5 protein-coding genes are annotated in these 6,726 nt (G+C 43.3%); 2 read left to right on the top strand and 3 right to left on the bottom strand.

Annotated elements, in window-relative coordinates:
* Positions 1-453 precede the first annotated feature (453 nt).
* A complete protein-coding gene (locus tag PX482_RS15250; RefSeq protein WP_002738818.1) occupies positions 454-798 on the top strand; it encodes a hypothetical protein in 345 nt (114 codons plus the stop codon).
* A 318-nt stretch (positions 799-1,116) separates the two neighbouring features.
* Here the strand turns inward: PX482_RS15250 and PX482_RS15245 are convergent, their stop codons facing one another.
* From PX482_RS15245 to PX482_RS15235, 3 genes are all read right to left on the bottom strand, one after another.
* The gene (locus PX482_RS15245) at positions 1,117-2,124 is read right to left on the bottom strand and encodes a DnaJ C-terminal domain-containing protein (RefSeq protein WP_002759924.1); all 1,008 of its coding nucleotides are present in this window, start codon (positions 2,122-2,124) and stop codon (positions 1,117-1,119) included.
* Positions 2,125-2,328: 204 nt separating this feature from the next.
* Positions 2,329-2,979 (bottom strand): TVP38/TMEM64 family protein, encoded by a 651-nt coding sequence (locus PX482_RS15240; protein WP_288094251.1) that lies wholly within the window; start codon positions 2,977-2,979, stop codon positions 2,329-2,331.
* 79 nt (positions 2,980-3,058) lie between these two features.
* Positions 3,059-5,434, bottom strand: a complete 2,376-nt coding sequence (locus tag PX482_RS15235; RefSeq protein WP_288122634.1) for a glycogen debranching protein — start codon at positions 5,432-5,434, stop codon at positions 3,059-3,061.
* A 363-nt stretch (positions 5,435-5,797) separates the two neighbouring features.
* On the opposite strand from PX482_RS15235, the gene PX482_RS15230 reads away from it, so the two are divergent.
* Positions 5,798-6,583, top strand: coding sequence for a chitinase (locus PX482_RS15230; RefSeq protein WP_288093739.1), 786 nt, complete (start codon positions 5,798-5,800; stop codon positions 6,581-6,583).
* Positions 6,584-6,726: the final 143 nt, after the last annotated feature.

The following is a 6,726-nucleotide window of genomic DNA, read 5'->3' as shown; positions in this document are numbered from 1 at the left end:
GAGTTTTGAGTTAAAAGTTAAACTTCAAGTTTTCATTCAGGACAAATGTACTGGTTAACTAATTTTTTGGGGAAAATTAGTTAACCCATGATTATAACATATAATTAATTTGCAAGAGTTCTAGTTTATTATATTATTGGGTTTTGATTTTTTGCCACAATATAGGGATTTTAGAGATTGCTTCAGTGGTAAATTCCTGTACTGCTAAAGTAAACTTGTGGTTAAGGGATCATTCATGATTCAGCCCTCATTTTAGCTTTCATAATTTTATTCTGCCCTATTTTTCTTAATCAATCACAGTCCATGACACAATCACAGCAATCACAGTCAAGACGGCATGGGAGAGGAAATATCCGTGTTATTGTAAAAACGGGGATAGATGGGGGGGTTGGTCTTGCAAAATCGGCAAATAGGGATAAAATCAAAACAAGTTAATTTTTTCCTTACCATATCATGTTAACCCCATCGGATAGTAAATTATCTAAGCAGCAGCAGATTCTCTCGGCTGTTTCCGAAGAGGAACAGCTTAAACAGCAACGGATTCAGGAAGTGCTATTGTTAATAGATAGTTTATTCCAAAGAGAGGAAACGACTTTTAGAATTATCATCGACTGTCTTTACGATGTGGGTTCGTTAAATTTAATTAATAAAAAGTTTCATAGTCGTCACTTAAATTTTATTATGAAAGCGATCGCTCGTTTTTCTAAGCCTATCTTCAGAATTTATGCTCTCTATTGGGTGAAGAAAAATAGCCCCAAATTAATCACTAATTGGTTGGCTAGTAAGGTTAAATTCTAGCCAAGGATAAACTCCAGAGACAGTAAACAGTGATCAGCTTCTCAAGGCAAGAGGCAACAGTAAAGGGATTGGGGGAGATTCAGCTAATCTAAGGATAGTAACCGGCTACTTAGTTGATGATAGGTGGTGCGTTACGACGGATTGTTACCTTCAATTCAAAGCAGCAATTTTTGCCGTCTAACGCACCCTACGTTTTACTACTTAGTTGATGATAGGTGGTGCGTTACGACGGATTGTTACCTTCAATTCAAAGCAGCAATTTTTGCCGTCTAACGCACCCTACCTTTTGCTTCGTACCTCACTATTAAGATCTAGGGACTAAATTTGCACCTGTCTGAGATGACGACGGGGATCGGTGGTACGCTGAGATTTAATTTTCTCGTATAATTCCCGTTCGATCGCGGTTAATTCTTTGGGAGTATCGATGACAATTTTGACTAATTGATCGCCGCGTTGTCCTTTATTGTCGATCCAACCTTTGCCGCGTAAGCGCAGGGATTGACCGGAACGAATACCGGCGGGAATTTTTACCGTCACCAGGCCATCGGGGGTAGGAACTTCAATTGCTGTGCCTAAAACCGCCTCATCGGGAGTAATCGGGACTTCACAGGTTAAATTATCGCCTTCAAAAGTAAAGAAAGGATGGGGTTCTAATTCCACATCGAGAAATAGATCTCCCCGTTGTTTGCTCAAGGGATCGATTAGTCCTTTACCCCGTACCCGGAGACGATTACCGGTTTTGGTTCCTGGGGGGATTTTGATATCGATCATTTCTCCGGCTAAATTAACCCGTTTTTGTACTCCTCGTAAAGCTTCCCCAAAACTCAGACGCAGTTTAGCGGTGGAGATACCAGAAGTGACGGATTGCGGTGCAGTACGAGCACCGGCAAAGTCGTTAAAATTGCTAAAATCGCCAAATCCTCCCCCCGGAGTCCCGTAGGAATGGGAACGGGGGCGAGTACCGCCGGAGCGCCCCATGCGACCGAGCAGTTCATTGATAAAATCATCAAAGGTGCTGTACTGGCTAAAGTCAAAACCGTCCGAACCAAAGTCAACCCCCGGATTACCACCAGGCCAATTTGATCGCCCGGACTGTTGCCAATATTGTCCAAATTGATCGTATTTTTGGCGTTTTTCGCTATCGGAGAGGACTTCGTAAGCTTCACTAATTTCTTTAAAACGTTCTTCGGCGCTTTTATCGTTAGGATTGCGATCGGGGTGATATTTGACGGCTAATTTGCGAAAAGCTTTTTTAATTTCTTCGGCGCTGGCAGTTTTACCTACTCCCAGAACGGCATAATAATCTTTATAATCTGCGGCAGGCATCGATACGCTATCTCCTTAGCAATGGGGATTCAGTCGGGATATTCCTAATCTAACTTAATTTTATCGTTGTCAGGCTTGAATCAGTGATCAGTGATCGGTGAACAGTAACCAGTAACCGGTGATCAGTGAAAATAAAGTGCCAAAGTTTTCACTTAACACTATCTACTTAAAACTCCAATCTGATAACTGATAACTGATCACTGATCACTGAAAGGGAAATTGCCGACGACGACGATACCAAGTTCCCACAGCTACTAACAGAGCAATGAGGGTAAAAGCCACCATTAGGGGCAATATATCGCCTTTTCCTAAAGATTTTAAACCAGCACCCATCATGACAAAGGGTAAAATTCCGGGGACAGTGCCTAATAAAGTACCGATGAAATAATCGCGAAAACGGATAGAAGTTAATCCCGCAACAAAGTTAACGATACCGTAGGGAATAATCGGTAATAGACGGATAGCAAACATATAAAATAGGCCGCCTTGCTGCATTTCTGCATCGATCGCTTGCCATTTTCCCTGAAATTTTTTGGCGGTATATTCCCGGCCGATAGTACGGGTAAAAGCAAAGGCAACTATAGCGGCCACCAAAGCGGCGATCGTTGTCCAAACTGTTCCCATAACTACTCCAAAGATCGCCCCACCACTGAGGTTTAAGGGGGTAGAAGGCAGGATTAAAATTGTCCCGATCGTATAGAGAATAATATACAAAATGGGGGCCATAATTCCCATTTGTTTTAACCAGATCTGTAATTGTTGGGAGTCGATACCACCGATTAGATAAACTCCCATCGCCGTGGCGATAATACAAATTACGGTTAGGATAATAACACTACTTTTAGTTTTAGACATTTAACGGCAATTTTGGGCTAAGTGCGGGTTGTAAAACATAAGATGCAGCTGGGGTTTATATTTCCCTATTGCCAAAAATTCAGTTAATCTCCTCGAGAACCACGATCGAAAAACCATTGACTTTATAGCGATCGGCAATTACTGCTCCTTGCTCCACAGACCAACAATTATAATTGGTTTCTGCCCAAGCTGCCGTGTCAATAAGTCTTACCCAACGATAATTATTGCCTGGGGAGGGAAGGCGAAAATCCACCGGCAGATGATACATATTAATTAACACCAAAAAATCGTGATCGCCGACGGCACTACCATCAATTAAAAACCAAATAGAGCGATCATGGGCAGTTAAATCGCTAACCCCATCGGTTTTTTTAAATAAATAGGTGACATCATTACCCGCATCGAGAACCATATCGCCATAGCGGTGCTGTTTAAGGGCTATATGATTCTGTCTTAAGTGAGCAATATAAGCGGCAAAAATAAATAAAGGATTGCGTTCTTCTTGATTAGTTCCCGTGCCAAAATTATTGTGATAAGCTTCCCGATAACCGGTGGGCAGTAGATGGGGTGAACGGGTGGCGATCATATCATAATTATTCCAAGTGGCCACACTATCAATATTGTAGGGATTCTTATTACCATTTTGGCTGCGGCCAAATTCATCGCCCCAGACAGTCATGGGAACACCGCGAGATAAAAATTGAATCGTCCAAAAGTTGCGTAATCTTTGGCGACGTAAGGCCTGATTACCGCCAGAATCCCAAGAATCGTTATTATTATTGCCGCCATCGGAAGGACCAAAGGGCCAGGGAGTGAGGTTATTTTTATGGTTATAACTGACCAAATCCATCAGGGTAAAACCATCGTGGGCAACAATAAAACTGATCGATTTTTGTGGTCCGCCTTGGTCGTTAAAATTGTGATAATCTCCGTTCACCTGTTCGATGAATTTAAAAGTATTACCATCTCCCTTTAAAAAACGCCGAATTGCATCGCGATAACGACCATTCCACTCGCCCCAACCCGATGGAAAATTCCCCACCTCGTAACCCCAGATATCCCAAGCTTCGGCGATCATTTCGGCATCGTATTTCTTGCCTAATTGCTCGATATTTTCTAACAAAGGATGTTTAGGAAAGAATTGTTTTTGCTTGTGCCAATCTTCTCGTTCATGACTAGAAGGAGTTCGACCGAGGACAGGGGCCAGATCAAAACGAAAACCATCAACTCCCATGGTTTCTAACCAATAGGTGAGGGAATCAAGAACCAGATTACAGGTGACAATATGGGAAAAGTTTAATTGATTTCCGCAGCCAGTGGCCCCATCAACTAGATAATGTTCGTCGCTGAGTTGATAATATTCCACCACATCAAAACCACCAAAACTAACAAATCCGGTGACATCGTTGCTGCCCCAATTGCCCCCTTCTCCGGTGTGATTATAGACCACATCGAGATAAACTTCCATACCTTGGTCGTGGAAAGCTTTGACCATGGCCTTAAATTCTCTGGTCGGTCCCCCGGGGGAGCGATCATAAGCATAACGGCGATCGGGGGCGAAATAACCAAAGGTCATGTAACCCCAATAGTTACCGCCGGGGCGATCGTCGGGGTTATTATCGTTAGCGGTTTCCTGGACCGGTAAGAGTTCGATCGTGGTAAATCCCAGCGCTTTTAGGTATTTGGCCATATAGCCGGCCCCTGCATAAGTTCCTCTGTACTGGTCGGGAACGTTGGCCACTTCCTCAAAACCTGTAATTCCCTTGAGAATATCTTCTAAACGACTAGCGGAGGGGTGATTGCTTAAACCGCGCACATGGGCTTCGTAAATGATCGCTTTTTCGGCCCCCAGACGGGGACGAATCCCGGTGGAAGTTCCATCCGGTGCGATCACAATGCCTTTGGGCGACCATTTACCCGTATCGTATTGCCGCCGGATCACTCCTTTGTAGTCCCCTTCTCCCGTGGCATAGATTCCCGCATTTTCTCCGGCTGCGATCATGGCCAGGGTTTCAAAGTCGTGGGAAAGTTCTCGCGCGTAGGGATCGAAGAGGACTTTATTGGGGTTAAAACGATGGCCAAAATCGTCCACATCTGCCCGAAAACCGGCGTTACTGTGGCCTCTTTGCCATTTTTGATCAAATTGCCAATTGGGACCCCAACAGCGAAAAGCGTAGTAACTGCCGTGGCCAATACCGGCGATTTTTGCCCGCCATATATCATCATTGGGGTTTTTTGTCAACCGGTAATCATACTTAGCGTTTTCTCCCGTCGGGCGCTCGTAGATTTCCAGAAGAATCTGACTGGCATTTTTAGAATAGACGGCAAAGGTGACACTATCGCCCCGATAATGCGCCCCGAGGGGATAAGTGACATCGGCCCAGAGATGGCTATCTAGGGTGGCATAATTACCAGATTGGGGATGATTTTGACCGATCTCACTCTCCGATTTCATAAGTTTAATAAATCTCAGATTATGACCGTCTAAAGTCTAGATTTAGTATACTCTTGAATGTAAATTTTTATGACGAGATTCAACGTTTCTGGGCTTAATTCATTGACTTAGTTGCTCAAATAGTTGAGGATGGGGGGGGGCTGACATAGGAATAACTTTTAGCTGCAGAACTTAAGCATCTCATAAAGTTGCTCCTCCCGACAATCCTCTATCTAATTATGAGAATCAGACAAGCTGGAATCCAAAAGGCAAACAAGTCAAGGTTTATACGCAATTTTCTGCCGGTGCAACCCCTGGCGATCAAGACTTTGCTAATTACTATGAAACGACAGAGCCAGGACTCAATACCAGGAAATAAACACCATGAAATTAGAAGACATCATTCAACAAAACCTTGTTAAACCCATTGATTCCTTAGCAGGAGACTCGGAACTTTGCCGAGAAGTTCAGACCCGTTTACAAGTTTTCGGATTACTTCCTGCTAATGGGGTTGATGGTATTTATGGATCCCAAACAAAACAAGCCTTTGAAGAATTCAAACAAAAAATCAAAGAAGGCGAATTGGATACCTTGGGATCATCTTCGGCGAAATTTTTACTAGAACTTAAAGAATTACCAGGGGGTAATAATTTGATCTCCAAAACTCAAGCCGAATTTATCTATGGTAATGTCATTAGCGATGGACAATTAGCAGACCTCAATTCTTGCTTAAATCGCTTTGACATTAACACTCACCCCCGAATGTGTCATTTCTTAAGCCAAACTGCCCATGAAAGTGGAGGCTTGAAATGGATGAAAGAACTGGGTAGCGGTGAGGAGTATAACGGACGGAAAGACCTGGGCAATATTGAGCCGGGAGATGGTCCCAAATATAAGGGAGCGGGCGTTATTCAACTAACGGGACGCAGTAACTATCAAGCTTTTGCGAATTATATTCATGATCCGAAAGTGATGGATGGAGTTGACTATGTTAGTACCACCTATCCTTTTACCAGTGGCGGTTTTTGGTGGCATAACAATAACATGAATGCTCTTTGTGATCGCGGTGCAACGGTGGAAGAAATCACCCGACGAGTCAATGGTGGTCTTAACGGACTAGCTGATCGTCAGGCTTACTACGAAAAAGCGATCAAAGTTTTTCCTGTTTAGCAATGCTTGTCCTACAGGTTTATCCTCAAATAGCTGTTCTGGTGCTAATTTTTACACCTCTAATGATGGGGTAAATTGGGGTCAACTTAATCAAGTTAAAAAGAGCGGTCATCCCTTTTTTGTGAAATTTGTGTTGTGACAAT

The organism is Microcystis sp. M53602_WE12 (assembly GCF_030065455.1).
In the GTDB taxonomy this organism is placed as follows: Bacteria; Cyanobacteriota; Cyanobacteriia; order Cyanobacteriales; family Microcystaceae; genus Microcystis; species Microcystis aeruginosa.
Note: the sequence above shows the minus strand (reverse complement) of the source record. Positions and strands in the feature narration are given on the sequence as shown.

What these genes read in the sequence shown, in the direction of transcription:
- PX482_RS15250 (WP_002738818.1), top strand. Translation starts at nt 454, where the DNA reads ATGTTAACCCCATCGGATAGTAAATTATCTAAGCAGCAGCAGATTCTC.
- PX482_RS15245 (WP_002759924.1), bottom strand. Translation starts at nt 2,124, where the DNA reads ATGCCTGCCGCAGATTATAAAGATTATTATGCCGTTCTGGGAGTAGGT.
- PX482_RS15240 (WP_288094251.1), bottom strand. Translation starts at nt 2,979, where the DNA reads ATGTCTAAAACTAAAAGTAGTGTTATTATCCTAACCGTAATTTGTATT.
- PX482_RS15235 (WP_288122634.1), bottom strand. Translation starts at nt 5,434, where the DNA reads ATGAAATCGGAGAGTGAGATCGGTCAAAATCATCCCCAATCTGGTAAT.
- PX482_RS15230 (WP_288093739.1), top strand. Translation starts at nt 5,798, where the DNA reads ATGAAATTAGAAGACATCATTCAACAAAACCTTGTTAAACCCATTGAT.